Raw genomic sequence first — 17,572 nt, 5'->3', positions numbered from 1 at the left:
TGGTATTCCTATTCTACCACATCCACCGGTCCGGGACTATAAAATATTTCTGAAATCTGCCGCACCTGAAATATGCTCCGGAATTCCTGAAAACTTCCGGTAAAGGAACAAAGCAAATTGCATTTTGACAAAATATTCGCTATAATGGTTCATAAGGCGAAAGCAGGCCCTGCACAGGGGCGAGAATACAGCGTGGAATTGGGGGAAGGATAATGCTTTCTGGAATTTTTAATTATGACAATCCGGTTTGGCGGTTTATTGGTAAGTTTTTTGATGTGATGATCCTGAATTTGTTGTGGGTGCTGTGCAGCATCCCGATCGTTACGATGGGCGCGTCCACTACAGCGGTCTATTATGTGACGCTGAAGCTGGTTCGGGATGAAGAAGGCTCTACGGTAAAGTCCTTTTTTAAATCCTTCAAGGAGAATTTTAAACAGGCCACAGTGATCTGGCTGATCCTGCTGGCTGCCGGGGCGGTGATCGGGTTTGACCTGTATTTCTTCCTGATGATGCAGACGGAGAGCTCCACCTTCCGAACGGTGATGCTGGCGTTGTTTATGGGATTTGCCATCGTGTACCTGGGGATCAGCCTGTTTGTGTTCCCATTGCAGTCGAGGTTCTACAATCCGGTCAAGAAGACCCTGTTCAATGCGCTTTTCATGTCCATCCGCCATTTTTTCCAGACTCTGGGCATCCTGGCGATCGATGTAGGGCTGATCGCGCTGGCGCTGTTTGTGCTGCCGATGCTGCAGGCAGTGTTCTTCCTGTTTGGGTTCCCGCTTCTGGCGTTTTTCAATTCCTATGTGTTTGTGGGGATTTTTGAAAAATATATGCCGAAAGAGCCGGACCCGGAAGAGGAAGGGGACCCTGGACCTGAAAGCAATCAATGCGGCAAGCAGTAAATAAAGCAAACGAGAATCCCCCGGCTGCCGGGTCTGCACTCTCAGAGAGAAATGCGGATCAGACAGCCGGGGGATTTATAGTTTGGCTCGTTTACAGAGAATTTACTGCTGTTCCTTGATATTTTTGGAGACGGTGATCTCCTGATTATCGATGTGTTCCCGGATGGCTGTTTTGGCCTCCGCCACATGACGGTTTTTGATGGCTTTCAGGATGTGGTCGTGTTCTACCACCAGGATCTGGCGTTTGTCGGCGTCCTTGATATATTCCAGCCGGTAACGGTACATCTGCTCCCGCAGGTTATTTAAGATCTGGACCAGACGGTTGTTGCCGGTGCCGTTGTAAATGATATCGTGATAGTGCTCATCGCTCTCAGCGATCGTCATGGCGTCCGCAGTCTGCACGGCATGACGGAATGCCTCCTGGGTCTCCTCCAGCTCCCGGATGTCACTGTCGGTCATGCGCTGGCAGGCAAGCTCGATAGCCAGTTCTTCGAGGGAACGCCGTACCTCCAGAACATCCCGCAGGCTCTTTTCGGAGATCTTTGCCACCTCGGCGCCCTTGCGCGGGATCATTAGGACAAGCCCTTCCAGCTCCAGTTTGCGGATGGCCTCACGGATGGGGGTGCGGCTGACGCCCAGCCGGTCAGCCAGCTGGATCTCCATCAGGCGCTCGCCCGGTTCCAGCTCTCCCTTTAAGATGGCCTGGCGCAGGGTGTTGAAAACCACATCCCGCAGCGGCAGATATTCGTTCATGTTAACCTTCAGTTCGTGTTCCATGTATATTCTCCTTCTGATTTTCTTTCTGGTTATAGAAATTCGTTAAGTACACCTGCTTGGCAAGATTTGAGGCGGAGCCATAGCGAAGCTCCTCGTAGGCGTCCTGCGCCGCTTTCGGGCTGGTGAACAGTCCGAATACGGTAGGGCCGCTGCCGCTCATCAGGGAGCCGATGGCTCCGTATTCCAGCATTTTTTCCTTAAGCTCCCGGATCACGGGATATTCCTTTATGGTGACTGTCTCCAGAACATTCCCCAGATTGTCCGCGATCCCGTAGATATCATTCTTCCGGATGGAGTCAATGATGGCGTCGATGTCCGGGTGCTGCCCGGGAAGCAGGTCATTGGCATGCAGGTTCTCATATACAAATTTGGTGGAAACGTTGATGGCTGGTTTGGCGATCAGCACCTGGCACTGGGGAACCGGCGGCAGAGGAGTCAAAACCTCGCCGATGCCTTCCGACAGAGCCGTCCCGCGCAGGATGCAGTAGGGAACATCCGCGCCTATTTTGACACCGCGCTCCATGAGCTGCGGGATCGTCAGACCCAGGCGGAACATCTTGTTGACGCCGAACAGGACGGCGGCTGCGTCGCTGCTCCCACCGGCCATTCCGGCTGCTACGGGGATAAATTTCTTAAGCTTGATGGTCACGCCGTCAGTCACTCCAAACTCGTCCATCAAAAGTTTGGCGGCTTTGTATACCAGGTTGTTTTCGTTGGTGGGAAGGTAGTAGAGATTGGTCTCCACCTGGATGCCGGGCTCTTCCTTCCATATGATGTCCACCCGGTCGAAGATCCCAACGGTCTGCATGATCATGCGGACCTCGTGGTAGCCGTCCTCCCTCCTGCGCAGAACGTCCAGGCCTAAGTTGATCTTTCCGTAGGCTTTCAGTCCGAGATGTTTGATCATAGTAGTTCTCCTTTGTGCGAGCTGAAAATGCATTGTATTTTTAAATTATTTTGTATACAGTATATTATAAAGGGGGCGGGAGAAATGTGCAAGTGATTTTTACATAACTTGTTTTACCAGATTCTCTGTGCTACAATAAAAGGAAGTGTGTGCAGACGATTGAGGACTGCCGCATTTTTCGTGAAGGAGGAAATCTGAAATGGCAGATAATCAAAAGACAATCCTGTTTGAGGAGATGCCGATACCGAAAGCGGTCATGCAGCTGTCGATCCCTACCGTGCTCAGTTCATTGGTCATGGTGATCTACAATCTGGCGGACACTTATTTTGTAGGAATGCTGAATGACCCGGTGCAGAATGCGGCGGTGACGCTGGCGGCTCCGGTGCTTTTGGCGTTCAATGCAGTCAACAACCTGTTTGGCGTGGGAAGCTCCAGTATGATGAGCCGTGCCTTGGGACGCAAAGATTACGATGCGGTCAGCAAAAGTTCGGCGTTTGGATTCTACTGTGCGCTGTTTTCAGGTCTGCTGTTCTCTTTTTTGTGTATATCTTTCCGCAGCCCGCTGCTGACTGTGCTGGGGGCGGATGCCAATACGGCGGAGGCGACCCTGGGATATCTGCGCTGGACCGTGATGTGCGGGGCGGCCCCGGCTATTTTAAATGTGGTGATGGCCTATATGGTGCGGGCGGAGGGCGCGTCCCTCCATGCCAGTGTTGGAACCATGAGCGGCTGTCTTTTAAATATCATACTGGACCCGATCTTTATCCTGCCATGGGGCTTTAACATGGGCGCGGCAGGGGCAGGTCTGGCTACCTTCCTGTCCAACTGTGTGGCCTGCTGTTATTTCTTCGTGCTGCTGTATGTGCGCAGAAAGAGCACGGTAGTCTGCATTTCTCCAAAGAAATTCGGGTTCCAGAGGGGAATCGTTCTTGGAATCTGCGGCGTGGGGATTCCTGCGGCGATCCAGAACCTGCTCAATGTGACAGGTATGACGATCTTAAACAATTTCACATCGCCGTTTGGCGCTCATGCGGTGGCGGCTATGGGGATCGCCCAGAAGGTCAATATGGTGCCGTTACAGGTAGCTATGGGATTCTCCCAGGGGATCATGCCGCTCATCAGTTATAACTATGCCAGCGGGAACCGGAAGCGGATGAAGGATTCTATTATGTTTACGATCAAGACGATCGTGCCGCTTATGATCGCAGTGCTTTTGCTGTTCAGCGTGGGCGCGGGCACGGTCATCCATGCATTTATGAGAAATGAGAGCATTATCGAATATGGGACCAGGTTCCTGCGGGGATTCTGCCTCTGCCTGCCGTTCCTCTGCATGGATTTCATCGCAGTGGGCGTGTTCCAGGCGGTGGGCCATGGGAAATCGGCTCTTGCTTTTGCGATCCTGCGGAAGATCCTTTTGGAGATCCCGGCGCTGTATGTGCTGAATTTCCTGTTCCCGCTTTACGGGCTTCCATATGCTCAGTTTGTGGCGGAGTTTGTGCTGTCGATCGCGGCGGTGGTAATGCTGAACCGGATCTTTAAGTCGGGGGAAGCGCCTGCGGCACGGTAAGATACAGAAAGGAATGCGGTCTATGGGGAAAATCGCGCTTTTGGTGTCCAGGGAGGAAATGCTCCATCAGGCACACAATATTTTGCAGGAAAAGAAGTTTCAGATCCAGGAAATGCGTGTGATCGAGACGGAACATACCGTGATGGAGGCGCGCCGGTCGATTGCGGACGGCGCGTCCATCATCATTGCCCGCGGGCTTCAGGCATCCCTGATCAAACAGTATACGGACATCCCGGTGGTGGAGATCGTGCTGACGGCCCAGGAGATGGCTCTTTTGGTCATGCGCGCAAAGCAGATCGCGGCGAAGGCAAGACCGGTGGTCGCAGTGGTGGGATTTAAGAACATGTTCTGCGACATGTCTTTTTTTGATGAGCTCTATGAGATTGAACTGCGGACATACTACGCCAGTCAGGGCGCCGGACTCTCTGAAGCGGCGCGCCGGGCGGTGGAGGACCGGGTGGATGTGATCATTGGCGGGGATACGGCGGTCTCTGTGGCTACGGAAGCGGGGGTGCCGTCCCTGTTCCTTTCTATGACGGAGGATTCCATGCGCCAGGCATTTTCCATGGCAGAGAGCATGGAGTATGCCATGAGCGTGGAGAAGAAGACTGCGGCGCAGATGGAGACGCTTCTTGATTATTCGTTCAGCGGGGTGATCCGGCTGGATGGTGAGGGGCAGGTGACGGCGGTCAATCCGATGATGGAGGACATGATCGGACGCGGACAGGCGGAGCTTAAGGGTAAGGATATCCGGAGTATTGCGCCGATGATGGGAAGCGAGGCGCTCCACCGGGTATTTGACGAGGGAAAAGAGTATTCCCTGTTCCTGGAGTGGAACCAGACGCCGGTATTTGCGGTGATCGCTCCGGTGCTGATCGAGGGGCGGGTGGACGGAGCGATCATCACCTGTCACAAGATGCGAAAGAAGGCTGCGGCTTCGGGGAAAACCGGACAGTCCGGACAATCCGGACGGGATATCGGGCGGGGATCCGGGCGCGGCGCGGATGCCAGAGGTCTTCCCCCGCTGATGCGGTTCGAGGATATTTTACAGAATTCAAAGGCCATGCAGGAGTGCGTGAGGATGGCAAGTCTCTATGCATTGTCGGAGCAGCCGGTCGTCCTTAAGGGGGAACCGGGCACGGAGAAACGGATGCTGGCGGAGAGTATCCACAACAGCAGCAGCCGGGGCAACGGGCCGTTTTTGGATGTGCCCTGTGAAGGTCTCTCGGAGGATGAGCAGAGGAACATGATCTTCGGCGAGCGGGGAGCGGTGCTTCAGGCCCAGGGCGGCACGCTGCTGTTGCGGGATGTGGAGGAGCTGACGGCAGCCAACCAGTACCGCCTGTATCAGCTGATCCGTTTCCGGGTCTGCCATGGTGCGGATATCGCAAGGCTCAGGAAGGTGGACGTGCGGGTGATGGTGACGGTGCGCAGCCCGCTGATCCGGCTTATGGATCAGGGGAAGATCAGCCAGGATCTCTACTATCTTCTGTCGGGGCTGGAGCTGTCCGTGCCGCCGCTCAGGGAGCGGAGTGAGGACTTGCAGCAGAAGCTTGAGGATACGCTGAGGGACTGCTGTGAGCGGTACGGGCGTTACCATGTACTGACGGCGGGAGCGAAGGAGCTGCTTCTTTCCTATCCATGGTATGGCAATCTGTTTCAGATTGAAAGCTTTTGCGAGCGTCTGATCCTGACGGCAGGGAAACGGTCTATTGATGAGATTGTTGTGAGAAAACTTTTGGAGGAGCTGTATCCGGAACTGAATGGGGAGGCGAAAAGCAGGAGGTCTGGTGAAGACTCAGATAAAGAGATTACCTGGGATTATGCCGAACAGGAAGCAGAGCGGATCATCGAGGTTCTGAAAAAGCACGGCGGAAGCCGGGAGAAGTCGGCAAAGGAGCTGGGGATCAGCAAGGCGACGTTATGGAGGCGGATGAAAAAGTATGGGATCGAGTTATCATAAATTCACCGCGGCGGGACCGGAGGATACAGCCGGTCTGCGTTCTCTGGCAAACCATGCGGAAGCGCCTGGGGGTACGATCCGGAGGCGTTCTGGGGGCTTAAGCGGGATGGGGACGGCTGGGAACTGGAGTATTTCTATGTGGCTGAAGCTGCTTTGGGCAAGGGCCTGGGGCGGCAGATGTGGGACCATCTGAACGCCTGGTGCAGGGAAAACCAGGTCAGCGCCTTTCATTTTGTCACCAGCCCCCAGGCGGTGGGATTTTATGAAAAAATGGGGGCAGTGCAGGATGGAGTGACCCGGTCTTCGATCGATGGGCGGTTGATCCCGCATTTCCGGAGCATTGTTCCGATGATGGGGAATTAGTTAGAACATGTTTTACCTTCCGTCTTGGAGATACGGTATTTTTTCATCTGCCTCCAGAGTGTCGTGGTGCTGATACCCAGTTCCGCAGCGGCAGCAGACCGGTTTCCTCCGTTTTTGCGCAGCGCTTCCGTGATGCGGGCGGCCTGTTCGGCCTCCGGGAGATAGAAAGCGGGCGGAGCACAGGCCAGGTTTTCTTGCTTCTGCCCAGTATCGCTCTGTGTAATGTCGTGGAGCCAGATTCCGATATCTGCGGAATCAACCATATATTTTTGGCAGTTGACGAAAATGCGTTTGCAAACGGTCTTGAGTTCGGTCAGATTGCCCGGCCATGAATAGGAGAGCAGGGCATCCTGGGCGCTTTTTGTAAACTTGATATAGCGGCCGTAGCGTTTTTGCAGGGAACCTATGTAAAAATCTGTCCATCCCATGATGTCTTCACGGCGATTTTTCAGGGGAGGAAGTTCCAGGCACATGACGGACAGGGCGTAATAGGTGTCACTGCGGAACTGGCCGTTTTGGACCAGTTCTTTAAGATCCCGGCTGCTGGAAGCAATGATGCGGATACACCGGTGACGGGCAGGCATATCGGAATGGATCGTGTCGGCGGCATATCTCTGCATCAGCATAAGGAGACGGTACTGTTCTAACGGGGTGAGCAGAGAGACCTCGTGCAGATACAGGGTAAATGGGGTTCCCATATCAAATGCGGCGTCAGTGGCCTGGCCCTCCTCATCCCCGGGGGAGAGCAGCAGCTGAAAGCTGGCCCTGGTTTCTGTTCCGCAGTTATAGCGCAGAAACGGAGCCTGATGAAAATCCCCGGCATTGTGGATGCACTCTGCGATGATCTGTTTTTCGGTTCCGTCCGGTCCGGTGATCAGTACTGGAAATGGAAACCTGGAAAAATGCCTGGCCTGCCTGATCAATTCCTGCATGACCGGGCTGCGGGCGATCACTGCGTCAAATGTGTGAGTAGCCCGGAATCCGCAGTCTAACAGCTTCTGTGTCAGCGGGTGATGCTGAGCGGCGGTAACCGGCAGCATTTCATGAAAGCTCAGGATGGCGCCGGAAGCACGGTTGTCCACCAGTACTGGTGCGATACTGATCAAAAATTCTGAATTCTGAATGCGGACAGCGGCAGAGCGCACTTCTTTATGCCTGGTCAATGCTGTTTTCAGGAGTTGATTGCTTATGCCGGGCAAGATTCGCTGGACAGGAAGCCCTTTTAAGCTGCGGCTGTCCATCATGAGCAGATGTTCAACAAACTGATTGACACGGAGGATCGCCCCCTGCCCGTCTATTTCGATGATCCCGCTGGAAACGCGGTCAAGAAGCATGTTTAAGCTGGCGGCATGCTGTTTTTCCTGATCTAAGGCCTCACTCAGGAGGCTTGCCATGCGGCATGCTTCTAAAACGCTCTCTTCGCCGGAGAAGGTGCGGAGCGCAGTGATGTTCATGTCCTGGCAGTACTGGCAGACGACCCGCCCTCCGATGATGATATCAGCTCCGTCTCCGATCGCGTTTTGAGCGGCAGCCTCCATCTCTTCGGGTGCGTCAAACAGGAACAGCTTCAGATGAATCCGGTAAGCATCTTCAAATGCGGAGGTATTGATAGGAACAAACATGTTGCGGGGGCCGGTGAGTGCGATTGTGGGATATGCTTTACCGGAAAGCTTTTTCGCTTTTTGCAGCATCAACCCGATCTCAAATGTGGTGATCTTGATATCGATGACGGGTATTTGCAGTTTTTGGTGGATGTCGGCAGCATAACCGCCCCGGGATATAATGATGTCAGTGCCGTTCTGCGCAATGGTTTCGGCTATTTCCTGAAAATTACCCCGGTCTATGATCGATATGCCGATCAAGTCCAGATGGTACAGCTTCGCGGCATTCAGCGCAAGGGTGAGCATTGCGGAATCGGGGAGCAGAATTGTGATCTTTGCCATCGGTTTTTCTCCAGTTTTCTTTTTTGTTTGAAAATTTTTTCAAAAATCGAAATAAATTTTTAATTACATTTCAATTATATTACATAAAATGCAATTTTGCCATTAGGAATAAAAAAATTCCGCTTTTTTGTCGATTATATAAATTGTATTCCATAAGAAAATACGGTAAATTCTTATCAGACAACGGAGTGCACACCGAAAAGTCAATAAGGAGGTTTCGTATGGAATTATATATTGTACTGGCTATCATGGCATTTATGATTTTTGGTTTCATCCTGAATAAATGGCCTTTTGGTGTTACAACGATGGTTTGCTGTGTTCTGCTGGCTCTGTCAGGGGTATTTACCATACCGCAGGCGTTTTCCGGTCTTTCCAATAAGACCACGATCATGATCGCAGGTATGTTCGCCATTGTGGCGGCCTTTGGGAAGACAAGCCTGCTGACAAAGATCCAGGATCAAATGATCCATCTAAAAGGGAAAAGCGGTCTGGCTCTGCTGCTGGCAATGTATGGCGTCATCATACTGTTTGCCTGTTTCCTGCCCACAACGGCCAATATGACGATCATGCTGATGTTTTTGGTGGCACTTGGCAATACCGGCGATATCACGCCGTCCCGCATGACAATACCGATCCTTGCCATGATCAGTATCTGGGGAACAAAGCTGCCGCTTGGCATGGGAGCGACACAGTATGCAACATTAAATGCGTTTTATGAAGGCGTGGCAGCTTCAGAAAATCAGCTGCTGAGCATTCTCGATATGTTTAAGGTGTCCATTCTTCCGTGCGTATTAATGACGGTATATTGCCTGTTTGCCTATAAGTGGCTGCCCAATGACCCGTTTGACCAGACCAGGCTAAAGGAGCAGAAGAAAAAAGAAAAAATATCAAAGCGCGATGAAAATATGATCTATGCAGTGTTTTTGATCGTAGTCATCTCTCTGTTTTTCAACACACAGCTTGGTGATGTGATGTATCTGATGCCAGTGATGGGTGTGCTGGTACTGTATTTCACAAAGGCGATGAATCTGAAAGAGATTGTCGGAGCATTGACCGGAGACCCGGTGTGGATGATCGCGGGAGTTCTGGTAATGGCAGATGCACTGGGGGCGACCGGGGCAGGTGAAGCGATCGGCAATGTGATCCTGACCATCCTGGGCGGGAAGCCAAGCGGACTGTTTGTCATGTTTGTCTTTGCGGCGGTTTCCGTGGTCATGACGACATTTATGTCCAATTCAGCAACCAGGAATGTGCTGGTACCGATTGCGGCCAGTACCTGTATTGCGGCCGGCTGGGATCCAAGGGGCGTCGTGCTGATCGTTGCCTTCTGCGCCAATGTGGCAATCGCCTTTCCGTCCGGAAGCCCTGCCTGCGGAATTGCCTATGCAGCCTGTGGATATAAGCTGACGGATACGTTTAAGTTCACGATACCGTTTATCCTGATAGCTGTAATATCGATCGTGCTGAGTGCAAACCTGTGTTTCCCGATCGCGGGATAGTAGAAAAAAAGCAACCGCATGGTTGAGAAGTGAGGGAGAATATGTCTATGAAACCACAAATCCCGGTTCGTATCGTAGAATCGGATGATACCCTGTCTTTTATCAGGCAGATGGGAATTGAATATGTAAGCCTGTCGTTGAAACCGGAGGAACTGAATGCAGCGGATATCCGCGCCCAGCAGGAACGGCTGGCCAAATTCGGGCTGCATGTATCGGATGCAACATGCAATGAGCTTCAGAAAAATAAAAGTATCCATTTAAACCTGCCGGACCGGGACCGCCAGATTGACCGTTTTGTGCATATGCTGGAGGTCTTTGGGGAAACCCGGATCCCATTTACCTCCATTGCGTGGCAGCCCAATGGGATTCTCAGGACAGATCACAGGGTTGGAAAGCATACGCGGGGAGGTGTTTCTTCTTACTGCGACCAGAATGAGATTCTGAAAAGGCCCAATGCAGAGGATCGGGTCTACGGTGAGGAGGAGATCTGGGATAATTTTCAATATTTTCTTGATCAGGTGATACCGGCAGCGGAGGCGGCAGGCGTGCGTATGGCGCTGCATCCCAATGACCCGCCGCTGGCGTGTATGGCGGGAATCCCGAGCCTGATCTATAATACGGAGTGCTATCGCAGGGCGTTTCGGATGGCAAAAGGCAGCCATGCCCTGGGGATGAAGCTTTGTGTGGGATGCTGGCTTGAGGGAGGCGATGCATTTGGGGATCTGATGAGGGATATTCAGGAGTTCTGTGAAGATGACCGGATTCTCTGTGTGCATTTCCGGAATGTTGACAGCCCTCTGCCGGTATTTGAGGAAACGCTTGCGGAGGATGGGTATGCTGATATGTATGCGATCATGAAGCAGCTGATCAGATTCAACTGCAATGCCGTGATCTCCATCGATCATGGGTTTAAGCCCATGGAGGGGTTTGGCGGTCTGGCGGGATCGTTCTGTTATCCGACCGGATTTATGAAGGGGCTGATGTGGGCAGCTCAAAAGGAACTTGAAATAAAATAAGACAAAATGAAAGACAAGGTGAAATGATATTGAAACCTTGTCTTTTTTGTATAAAAACCGGCTCTGTATTTGGCAATCCCGCCGATTGTTATTGGCGGTGGATTTCCCTATAATGCAGACATAAGCAGCAACGAAGACGGCACAGGAGCCGGACCAGAATCCGGAGCATGTGCGGCAATGCAGAAAAGAAAGACGAGGTAAGAATGATGAAAGTTGGATTTATTGGATTAGGTATTATGGGAAGACCGATGGCAAAGAATCTGTGCAAGGCAGGCCATGAGCTGGTTGTTTTTGATTTTAATAAAGATGCGGTGGCGGACCTGGTATCCTGCGGCGCAACGGCATCAGACAGCGGCAAGGCAGTAGCTTCCCAGGTAGATGTAGTCATCACCATGGTTCCCAACTCTCCTCACGTGAGAGCGGCAGTTCTGGGCGAGAACGGTGTGGCAGAGGGCGCAAAGCCGGGCACCGTAGTGATCGACATGAGCTCCATCGACCCAACCGAGAGCAAGGCCATCGGTGCAGAGCTTGCGAAGCTGGGCATCGATATGATGGACTGTCCGGTATCCGGCGGCGAGCCGAAGGCCATCGACGGGACCCTGTCTGTTATGTGCGGCGGCAAGAGAGAGTTGTTTGACAAATACTATGACATGCTGATGGTGATGGCTGGTTCCGTTGTATATGTTGGCGAACTGGGTTCCGGCAACGTGGCAAAGCTTGCAAACCAGATGGTGGTTGCCATCAACATCGCGGCTGTATCTGAGGCGCTGACCTTCGCAAAGAAGGCAGGCACCGATCCGGAGCTGGTATACCAGGCGATCCGCGGCGGCCTGGCAGGTTCCACCGTTATGGATGCCAAGGCTCCAATGATGCTGGCAGGCAACTACAAGCCGGGCTTTCGGATCGAGCTGCACATCAAGGATCTGACCAACGCCCTGAATGCGGCCCATGCGATCAGCGCTCCTTCACCGCTGACTGCACAGCTGATGGAGATCATGCAGTTCTTAAGAGCCGACGGCTGCGACAAGGACGACCATGCGGGCATCGTGAAATATTACGAGAAGATCTCCGGCGCAAGCATTGTTAAATAAGATGGCGCAGAACAGACGCCGGAAGGAGCAGAGCATGAACACAGATTTTATTAAGGGCGTGGTCGTCCCGATTCTCACGCCGATCGATGAGAATGAGATGATCAACGAGAAGAAACTGAGAGAACAGGTTGACTATGTGATCGAAGGCGGTGTGCTGGGCATCCTTGCCTTCGGCAGCAACGGCGAGTTCTATGTGATCGAGGAAGATGAGATGGAGCGCGGTCTTAAGATCATGGTAGATCAGGCTGCGGGCCGTGTGCCGGTATACTTTGGCATCGGCGCCATCAGCACGAAGAAATGCTGCCGCCTGGCGAAGATGGCAGCGGCAAACGGTGCGGCGGGTATTTCCATCCTGCAGCCCATGTTTTTAAAACCGACGGAAACCGAGCTGTTTGAGCATTTTAAGGCGATCGCGGAGTCGGTGCCGGAAATTCCGGTACTCCTCTACAACAATCCGGGCCGTGTAAACTATACCATGTCCGCCAATCTGGTGGAGCGTCTCGCCCATGAGGTGGAGAACATTGTGGGCATGAAGGATACCAGCGGCGATATAACCCAGACCTCCGAGTTCATCCGCAGGACCAGGGATGTGAACTTCAAGGTGTTCGGCGGAAAAGACACCCTGCTGTACGCTTCCATGTGCCACGGCGCTGTGGGCGGTGTCTGCACGGCGGCAAACTTTATGCCGGAGCTGATCACTGACGTCTACAACAAGTTTGTGGCGGGGGATCTGCAGGGTTCCTTAGAGGCCCAGTTCAAGTTAAATCCGGTGCGCCTGTCCATGGACGGAGCCAGCTTCCCGGTAGCTGCAAAAGACATGGCAAATCTGCGGGGCCGCAATATCGGCGTGCCGTACAGACCTAATCTTGCCACCCCGGAAGGTCCGGTGTTAGACAAGATCAAAGCTGAGATGAAAAACGCAGGACTGATTTAGCCAGCTACAATTACTACCATATATCGTTATGCAATGGACCGGCATTCCTCCTAATTTTGCCGGTCCATTGTGCTACTTTTATTGTGCTGTTATTTATTGCGCTATCCATGTAAAAAAGATAAAATATGAAAAAGAGAGAAGGAGGGGCTTATGAAATTATTATTTGCTTCGGATTCATTTAAGGGGACCTTGTCATCGGAGCAGATCATCCGGCTGCTGACTGATTCCGCCAACCGGATCTTTCCGGGCTGTGAGACCGTGGGCGTACCTATTGCGGACGGCGGGGAAGGCACGGTGGATGCGGTGATCGCGGTGACGAAGGGATGTCTTCGCACGGTGAAGGTACACGGCCCGCTGATGGAGGAGGCCAGCGCTTCCTACGGGGTATTCCACGGGGACAGCGCTATCATTGAGATGGCGGCGGCATCGGGACTGCCCATGGTACCTGCACAGAAGCGCAATCCGCTTCATACGACTACGTTTGGGACCGGCGAGCTGATAAAGGATGCCCTGGACAACGGTTACCGCAGACTGTCCATCGCCATCGGCGGCAGCGCCACCAACGACGGCGGCATGGGAGCCATGCGGGCGCTGGGGATCAAGTTTATGGATCAGGATGGGAAGGAGCTTTCCGGTATCGGAGAGGATCTTGGGAAAGTTGCGGATATCGATGTGAGCGGTCTTCATCCTGCGGTAAAGGACGCCAGCATTACGGTGATGTGTGATGTGAACAACCCGCTGACGGGGCCGGACGGAGCCACCTACACCTTTGGAAAACAAAAAGGCGGCACACACGAGATCTTAGACGAGCTGGAAGCAGGGATGAAGCAGTACGCCGCGGTGATGCGGGATAAACTGGGCCTGGATGTGGAAAACCTGGCCGGAGCCGGGCAGCCGGTGGATTAGGAGCGGCGCTCTGCGGTTATCTGAACGCGGAGCTGAAGTCCGGTATTGAGACGGTACTGGATCTGATCGATTTTGACGGGCTTTTAGAGGGGACGGACCTGGTGGTGACCGGGGAAGGCCGGATCGACTGGCAGTCCGCCTTCGGAAAGGTGCCCAGCGGAGTGGGGATGCGCTGTAAGGCAAAGCAGATTCCTGCTGTGGCGATCGTGGGCGGCATGGGAAACGGAGCCGAAAAGATCTATGAATTTGGCGTGGACAGTATCGTCCCGACCATCAACGGGGCTATGGATATTGAGGAGGCTCTGGAGCGGGCGGAGGAGCTGTATATTTCCGCGGCGGACAGGGCTTTCCGTATGATCCGTGCCGGGATGCAGGTGGCGGGAGTGAAGCATTCCTGATTGGCAGATTGATTATCTGAGTGTTCTAATATTGTGTTAACGTTACAGGAAGGGAGCAGTGCATATGGAGAGATATGTTACATTGCCGGACGGGGCTTCGGTTCCGGCCATCGGACAGGGTACCTGGTTTTTGGGAGAGCAGAGATCACGGATGGAGCAGGAAAAAGAAGCCCTGACCGCCGGTGTGAAAGCAGGCATGACGCTGATCGATACGGCGGAGATGTATGGGAGCGGCAAGGCGGAGTCTTTGATCGGAAGGACCATTGCCGGGATGGACAGAAGCAGCCTGTTCCTGGTCTCGAAGGTATATCCTCACAACGCAGGGAGGAAAAATATCTTCAAAAGCTGTTTGGCGAGCCTGGAGCGGATGGGTACGGATTATCTGGATTTGTACCTGCTCCACTGGCGCGGCGGGATTCCTCTGGAAGAGACCGTGGAATGTATGGAGCAGCTTAAAAAAGAAGGGAAGATCCGGCGCTGGGGCGTGTCCAATTTTGATACCTCTGACATGGAGGAGCTGTGGAGTGTGCCGGGCGGCAAAAATTGTGCGGTCAATCAGGTCCTCTACCATGCGGCTTCCCGCGGGATCGAGTACGATCTTCTCCCCTGGATGCGGGAGCATCATGTGCCGCTGATGGCATACTGCCCGCTGGCCCAGGGCGGTGATCTTCGCAGAGGGCTTTATGAAAATGCGGTCTTGAAAAATATCGCTGCAGCCCATGGAGCAAGTATCTCCCAGGTACTGCTGGCTTTTGTTGTGCGCGACGGAAGTACCATCGCGATTCCGCGCAGCAGCAGGAAGGAACATACGCTGGATAATGCAGGTGCGGATGGGCTGGCGCTGACGGAGGCGGAGCTTTCAGCGATCGATCAGGAGTTCCCGGCGCCCAGGAACAAGGTTTATCTGGATATCGTGTAACTCTGAGTAATGGATGATCCCGGACAGTATGTAAGCTTGTACAGCGTATAACCTTGGATCGTAACAGGATCCGGATCAAGCGCCGGTCCATAAAATAGACAGGAAGGAGTGAGGAGCTTGGCGTACAGGATTTTGATCCCTCAGGATATTGCGGAGGAGGGAAAAGCATTTCTGCGGGAACGCGGTTATGAGATAAAATATGGAAATGGCTTTACAGAGCAGGACCTGATCCGGGATGTGGAGGATTGCGACGCGGTGCTTTTGCGGACGGCAGAATTCCCGCGTTCTGTGATGGAAGCGGGCAGGAACTTGAAGATCATCGCCAGGCATGGGGCGGGATATAACAATGTGGACCTGCAGGCGGCAGACGAACTTGGAATCCTGGTGACCAACACGCCCGACGCTACGACGGAAACTGTGGCGGAGTATGCGCTGGGGGGGATCCTGATGGCAGCAAAACGGATGGCAGAACACCGGGATAAGCTGAAGCAGGGTGATTTTCTCTATAAAAACAGCCACAAGGGGACGGATCTGATGGGAAAGACCCTGGGGATCGTCGGGATTGGACGCATCGGTATGGCAGTGGCAAAAAAAGCGCATTTTGGTTTTGACATGGATGTGATCGCATACAGTCCCCGCAAAAAGCAGGGGCAGATGCCAGAATATGTCCGGCTGGTTTCCTGGGAGACGCTGTTTGAACAGTCGGATTTTATCACCGTCCATGTGCCGTTGACCGCAGAGACTAAGGGATTTATCGGCAGGGAAGAATTTGGCCGGATGAAATCCTCCGCATATCTGATCAACTGCTCCCGTGGCGGCGTGGCAGATGAGGCGGAGTTGATAGAAGCGCTTGAGAAAAAGCAGATCGCGGGATTATTTACCGATGTGATGGATCAGGAACCGCCGGATGCCGATCATCCGTTTTTCCGGATGGATCAGGTGACGGTGATGCCCCACATGGCGTCCAATACGGAGGAGTGCATGGCGCGTATGGCGCTTCAGGCGGCAATGCAGATCGACCTGGTTCTTAGCGGGAGAAATCCGGACTGGGTGGTAAACCATCCGGAGGCCGGGAAATGTTTGCCTGGCTGAAGGCTGCTGTAAAGCGCACAAATGCAATGTAATTACTCAAAATCACTCAAAATCAGAGGAAAGACAAAAGGGCAGGAGCGTAAAATGGATATCAGTGGATTATGGACATTGCAGTGTATGATGTTTTTACTGGTGGCGGCCGGGGCATTACTCAAAAAGAAAGGAATCCTGAAAGAGGAGGGGAAATCAGTGCTGACGGATGCGGTGCTGTATTTTTTCCTTCCCTGCAATATCATCAATTCCTTCCGCATGGAATTTGATATCAGTATCCTGCGGAAATTTGCCGTGATCCTGATCGTTTCCGTGCTGGTGCAGGCGGTCAGCTACGGTCTCAGCAAATTGCTGTACAACCACAAATCCATGGAAGTCAAACGGGTCATGCAGTACTGCACGATCGTGTCTAATTCAGGTTTTCTGGGCCTTCCGATCGCGGAAGGCATCTATGGTGCGGAGGGCATGATGTACGCCTCGATCTTCATCATACCTATGCGGATCATGATGTGGTCTGCGGGGATTGCCTGTTTTACGGACAGCCCTGACTTTAGATCTGTAGTGAAAAAAATCGCAGTCCATCCATGCATCATTGCGGTCTATATCGGGTTGGGCCTGATGTTCTTCCAGGCGCCGCTTGCCGGGCTGTATGGTGGGATCATAAGCGGCTCCGCTCCTGCGGTCTCGGCAGTGGTGACAGTGATTGTGACCGCTCTCGATAAAGCAGTGCGCTCCGCTGGCGGATGCACCACGGCTCTGACAATGGTGCTGATCGGAATGATGCTGGCGGACGTAAAGGCAGGCAGTATGCTTGATAAAGACGCCATGTTCATCTCCGCCCTGCGCCTGGTCCTCCTTCCGGCGCTGGTGCTGGCAGGCTGCCGCCTTGCCGGGGTAAATCCGTTCCTGACCGGCGTCTGCGTCCTGATCACCGGAATGCCGGCTGGAAGTACGTCGGCGATCCTGGCGGCGAAGTATGGCTGTGATTATACCTTTGCGACGAAATGCATTGTGGTCTCGACTCTGCTTTCCATGTTGTCTATTCCTGTGTGGGGGATGGTTTTGGGGTGAGAGAAGAGGTACGCGCACCGTGGCGTTTTGCCGGGGGACGGCGGGGGTGGGAGTGTGGGACCGTCGAATGTTTGGATGGGAATGAAGAGATTCAAATATGTATTACGGATAAGAAATGAAAAAAGGAAGTTGGGTAATTGTAAAGCGAATATCCATATGCTAAAATAAATATCAGGAAAGCACTCACGACAGGAGTGGTAGCCTCCTAAATCTGTAGGCCCGGGTTACCGGAG

The 17,572-nt window shown here is 53.1% G+C and carries 14 protein-coding genes and 1 pseudogene; 12 read left to right on the top strand and 3 right to left on the bottom strand.

Annotated elements, in window-relative coordinates; all coding sequences use genetic code 11:
• Positions 1-212 precede the first annotated feature (212 nt).
• Complete coding sequence (locus AB1I67_RS00720) at positions 213-902, top strand: YesL family protein (RefSeq protein WP_367027902.1); 690 nt, start codon at positions 213-215, stop codon at positions 900-902.
• A gap of 102 nt (positions 903-1,004) precedes the next feature.
• Here AB1I67_RS00720 and AB1I67_RS00715 read toward each other — a convergent pair whose 3' ends face one another.
• Positions 1,005-1,679, bottom strand: coding sequence for a GntR family transcriptional regulator (locus AB1I67_RS00715; protein ID WP_367027901.1), 675 nt, complete (start codon positions 1,677-1,679; stop codon positions 1,005-1,007).
• Entirely contained in the window at positions 1,657-2,586 is a 930-nt protein-coding gene (gene ispE / locus AB1I67_RS00710; RefSeq protein WP_367027900.1) for a 4-(cytidine 5'-diphospho)-2-C-methyl-D-erythritol kinase, read from the bottom strand. Before ispE ends, AB1I67_RS00715 begins: the two co-directional genes overlap by 23 nt.
• Positions 2,587-2,785: 199 nt before the next feature.
• Between ispE and AB1I67_RS00705 the strand changes: the two genes are divergently transcribed.
• From AB1I67_RS00705 to AB1I67_RS00695, 3 genes are read left to right on the top strand one after another with little or no spacing between them, the layout of a single operon-like run.
• Positions 2,786-4,153, top strand: a complete 1,368-nt coding sequence (locus AB1I67_RS00705) for an MATE family efflux transporter (protein ID WP_367027899.1) — start codon at positions 2,786-2,788, stop codon at positions 4,151-4,153.
• A gap of 22 nt (positions 4,154-4,175) precedes the next feature.
• On the top strand, positions 4,176-6,116 hold the full coding sequence (locus tag AB1I67_RS00700; protein ID WP_367027898.1) for a PrpR N-terminal domain-containing protein: 1,941 nt from the start codon (positions 4,176-4,178) through the stop codon (positions 6,114-6,116).
• Positions 6,117-6,479 (top strand): GNAT family N-acetyltransferase, encoded by a 363-nt coding sequence (locus AB1I67_RS00695; protein WP_367029128.1) that lies wholly within the window; start codon positions 6,117-6,119, stop codon positions 6,477-6,479. It begins immediately after the preceding gene.
• Here the strand turns inward: AB1I67_RS00695 and AB1I67_RS00690 are convergent.
• On the bottom strand, positions 6,476-8,422 hold the full coding sequence (locus tag AB1I67_RS00690; RefSeq protein ID WP_367027897.1) for a PrpR N-terminal domain-containing protein: 1,947 nt from the start codon (positions 8,420-8,422) through the stop codon (positions 6,476-6,478). The two genes, AB1I67_RS00695 and AB1I67_RS00690, sit on opposite strands and share 4 nt — an antisense overlap.
• Before the next feature lie 221 nt (positions 8,423-8,643).
• Between AB1I67_RS00690 and AB1I67_RS00685 the strand changes: the two genes are divergently transcribed.
• The 8 genes and pseudogenes from AB1I67_RS00685 to AB1I67_RS00650 all read left to right on the top strand — a co-directional run bounded on the left by AB1I67_RS00685 (position 8,644) and on the right by AB1I67_RS00650 (position 17,339).
• Positions 8,644-9,921, top strand: a complete 1,278-nt coding sequence (locus AB1I67_RS00685) for an SLC13 family permease (protein WP_367027896.1) — start codon at positions 8,644-8,646, stop codon at positions 9,919-9,921.
• Between the two features lie 47 nt (positions 9,922-9,968).
• Positions 9,969-10,937, top strand: coding sequence for a mannonate dehydratase (locus AB1I67_RS00680; protein WP_367027895.1), 969 nt, complete (start codon positions 9,969-9,971; stop codon positions 10,935-10,937).
• 158 nt (positions 10,938-11,095) lie between these two features.
• A complete protein-coding gene (gene garR, locus AB1I67_RS00675) occupies positions 11,096-12,028 on the top strand; it encodes a 2-hydroxy-3-oxopropionate reductase (protein ID WP_367029127.1) in 933 nt (310 codons plus the stop codon).
• 34 nt (positions 12,029-12,062) lie between these two features.
• Positions 12,063-12,962, top strand: coding sequence for a dihydrodipicolinate synthase family protein (locus AB1I67_RS00670; RefSeq protein ID WP_367027894.1), 900 nt, complete (start codon positions 12,063-12,065; stop codon positions 12,960-12,962).
• A 150-nt stretch (positions 12,963-13,112) separates the two neighbouring features.
• Positions 13,113-14,266, top strand: a pseudogene (locus AB1I67_RS00665) (glycerate kinase).
• Positions 14,267-14,330: 64 nt separating this feature from the next.
• Complete coding sequence (locus AB1I67_RS00660) at positions 14,331-15,185, top strand: aldo/keto reductase (protein WP_367027893.1); 855 nt, start codon at positions 14,331-14,333, stop codon at positions 15,183-15,185.
• Between the two features lie 117 nt (positions 15,186-15,302).
• Positions 15,303-16,277 carry a hydroxyacid dehydrogenase gene (locus AB1I67_RS00655; RefSeq protein ID WP_367027892.1) on the top strand — a complete coding sequence of 325 codons (975 nt, stop codon included), beginning with the start codon at positions 15,303-15,305 and terminating at the stop codon, positions 16,275-16,277.
• Positions 16,278-16,361: 84 nt separating this feature from the next.
• Positions 16,362-17,339: an AEC family transporter gene (locus AB1I67_RS00650; protein ID WP_367027891.1), complete on the top strand. Its 978-nt coding sequence runs from the start codon at positions 16,362-16,364 to the stop codon at positions 17,337-17,339.
• The last annotated feature ends 233 nt before the right edge of the window (positions 17,340-17,572 follow it).

This window comes from Clostridium sp. AN503 (genome assembly GCF_040719375.1).
In the GTDB taxonomy this organism is placed as follows: Bacteria; Bacillota; Clostridia; order Lachnospirales; family Lachnospiraceae; genus Brotaphodocola.
Note: the sequence above shows the minus strand (reverse complement) of the source record. Positions and strands in the feature narration are given on the sequence as shown.

Coding starts and splice junctions, on each gene's coding strand:
- AB1I67_RS00680 (WP_367027895.1), top strand. CDS start 9,969: ATGAAACCACAAATCCCGGTTCGTATCGTAGAATCGGATGATACCCTG.
- AB1I67_RS00715 (WP_367027901.1), bottom strand. CDS start 1,679: ATGGAACACGAACTGAAGGTTAACATGAACGAATATCTGCCGCTGCGG.
- AB1I67_RS00690 (WP_367027897.1), bottom strand. CDS start 8,422: ATGGCAAAGATCACAATTCTGCTCCCCGATTCCGCAATGCTCACCCTT.
- AB1I67_RS00705 (WP_367027899.1), top strand. CDS start 2,786: ATGGCAGATAATCAAAAGACAATCCTGTTTGAGGAGATGCCGATACCG.
- AB1I67_RS00670 (WP_367027894.1), top strand. CDS start 12,063: ATGAACACAGATTTTATTAAGGGCGTGGTCGTCCCGATTCTCACGCCG.
- AB1I67_RS00700 (WP_367027898.1), top strand. CDS start 4,176: ATGGGGAAAATCGCGCTTTTGGTGTCCAGGGAGGAAATGCTCCATCAG.
- ispE (WP_367027900.1), bottom strand. CDS start 2,586: ATGATCAAACATCTCGGACTGAAAGCCTACGGAAAGATCAACTTAGGC.
- AB1I67_RS00685 (WP_367027896.1), top strand. CDS start 8,644: ATGGAATTATATATTGTACTGGCTATCATGGCATTTATGATTTTTGGT.
- AB1I67_RS00650 (WP_367027891.1), top strand. CDS start 16,362: ATGGATATCAGTGGATTATGGACATTGCAGTGTATGATGTTTTTACTG.
- AB1I67_RS00720 (WP_367027902.1), top strand. CDS start 213: ATGCTTTCTGGAATTTTTAATTATGACAATCCGGTTTGGCGGTTTATT.
- AB1I67_RS00660 (WP_367027893.1), top strand. CDS start 14,331: ATGGAGAGATATGTTACATTGCCGGACGGGGCTTCGGTTCCGGCCATC.